Annotated in this window: 3 protein-coding genes; all 3 read left to right on the top strand. The window is 64.3% G+C overall.

Features of this window, described 5'->3' with window-relative positions; translation table 11 throughout:
* On the top strand, positions 1–360 hold a 360-nt coding region (locus AC1DT3_RS18540; RefSeq protein ID WP_477466697.1), incomplete at its 5' end, for an amidohydrolase family protein.
* 12 nt (positions 361–372) lie between these two features.
* Positions 373–978, top strand: coding sequence for a glycerol-3-phosphate 1-O-acyltransferase PlsY (gene plsY / locus AC1DT3_RS18535; RefSeq protein WP_477466696.1), 606 nt, complete (start codon positions 373–375; stop codon positions 976–978).
* Entirely contained in the window at positions 978–2189 is a 1212-nt protein-coding gene (dprA, locus tag AC1DT3_RS18530; protein WP_477466695.1) for a DNA-processing protein DprA, read from the top strand. Before plsY ends, dprA begins: the two co-directional genes overlap by 1 nt.
* The last annotated feature ends 57 nt before the right edge of the window (positions 2190–2246 follow it).

The following is a 2246-nucleotide window of genomic DNA, read 5'->3' as shown; positions in this document are numbered from 1 at the left end:
CCACAGGATGTGGAGACGAAGCGATTGCCGTTCGCGGAAGCCGCCGATGGCGCCGTCGGACTCGAAACCCTGCTCTCCGCGGGGCTGCGACTTGTTCACGCGGGACAGATCAGTCTGCCCAAATTGCTGCGCGCGCTCTCGACACGCCCTGCGGAGATCCTCGGTTTGGAGGCCGGCCGGCTGAAGCGAGGCGCTCCCGCGGACCTCATTCTGTTCGATCCGGACTTCCCTTACGTTCTCGACAAACGGCACCTCAAATCGCTGTCGAAGAACACACCTTTTGAGGAAGCCCGTCTGGAAGGGCAGGTGACGAAGACCATTGTTGCAGGCAGGATCGTCTTCGACCGTAGCCAAGGTTGAAGAGTGTTTTGAATGACCGAACTCATGTCTGCGCCTGCCTCGCTCGCCATCTTCGTGCTGGCGGTGGGCTATCTGCTCGGCTCCATCCCCTTCGGGGTTCTGTTCACCCGGATGGCCGGGCTGGGAGATATCCGCAAGGTCGGGTCGGGAAATATCGGCGCGACCAACGTCCTGAGAACCGGCCGCAAAGGGCTCGCGGCGGCGACCCTCGTCGGTGACGCCCTGAAAGGAACCGTCGCTGTCTTTATCGGCTGGCATTGGGGCGCAGACCTCGCTGCGGTCGCGGCGCTCGGCGCCTTTCTCGGCCATCTCTTCCCGGTCTGGCTCGGCTTCAAGGGCGGAAAGGGCGTCGCCACTTTCATCGGATGCCTCATCGGTCTCAACTGGATCGCAGCGCTTGCTTTCGCCGCCATCTGGCTCGGCCTCGCCTTTCTCACCCGGTACTCGTCCCTGTCCGCTCTGATTGCCAGCGCAGCATCGCCCGTCGTGCTGTGGCTCCTTGGCGACACGCGCATCGCCGGGGTTTCGATCATCCTCGTGGTGCTGTTGTGGTGGAAACATCAGGAAAACATCAGCCGTCTTCTCGCGGGGACCGAGGGTAAGATCGGGCAAAAGTGATGAGTGGCGCCCGCCTCACGGACGCGCAACGGATCGACTGGCTCCGGCTGATCCGATCCGAGAAGATCGGTCCCCGGACGTTTCGCGCGCTGGTCAACCAATATGGCGGTGCAGGGGCGGCGTTGGATGCGCTGCCCGAGATCGCCCGTCGCGGAGGCAGGGGCCCTCTCAAGGTCACCTCGCGAGCGGACGCGGAGAAGGAGATGGCGGAAGCGGCGCGGCTCGGTGCGCGTTTCGTCGCCATGGGTGAGCCCGAATATCCTAAAACCTTGCAGGCTGTGGACACCGCGCCTCCGATGATCGCCGTGCGCGGATCGGTGGATGTGCTGGCAAAGCCGTCCGTTGCCATTGTCGGATCGAGAAACGCGTCCGCGGCCGGGCTGACGTTCGCGGAGCGGTTGTCGCGACAATTGGGTGAGGCGGGTTACGTCGTCGTGTCCGGCCTCGCGCGCGGCGTCGACACCCGCGCGCACAAGGCCAGTCTCGCGAGCGGAACCGTGGCGGTGCTCGCCGGCGGCCATGCGCGAATCTATCCTTCGGAGAATGAAGCGCTGGTGCGGGCGATCATCGATCAGGGCGGGGCCGTGTTGTCGGAAATGCCGATCAGCTGGGAACCGCGAGGCAGGGACTTCCCGCGCCGCAACCGCATCGTCTCCGGTCTTTCATATGGAGTGGTCGTCGTAGAGGCGGCGCGCCGCTCGGGATCGCTGATCACCGCCCGTTTTGCACTGGAGCAGGGGCGCGAGGTTTTCGCGGTGCCGGGTTCGCCTCTCGATCCGCGCGCCGAAGGCACCAACGATCTCATCCGTGATGGCGCCACGCTCTGTGCCGACGTCGCCCATGTCACCCAGGTTCTGGAACCTCTGGTTGCGAGCGGCCCTCCCATTGAAGGAAGCGCGGAGGAAGGCGGATTTCAGCCCTGGCTCGAGGAATTGTGGGACGAGCTCGACATCCCAGGCGTCGAACGGGCGCCGGCGGCCATCATTCTGCCGGACGCGGCTTCGACCGAGACCGCTCAGGCGACTTCGAGCGAGCCTGACAGCCTGATCAAGCTCCTAGGCCCCTCTCCAGTCGCGATCGACGACCTGGTGCGGCAATCGGGGCTCTCGATCCGGGTCGTTCAAATGACCCTGTTGGAATTGGAGATCGCCGGACGCTTGGAACGACATGGTGGAAATGCCGTCTCACTTCTTGGTGGATCCACCGGCTGAAGAGTTCCGCCGTTCCTGCGACATGGCTTCGAGCCTCGCCATGTCGAGGAGATAGGC

The organism is Microvirga sp. P4_G7 (assembly GCF_056401005.1).
The sequence above is the reverse complement of the archived record's forward strand: the minus strand, read 5'-3'. Positions and strand labels throughout refer to the sequence as shown.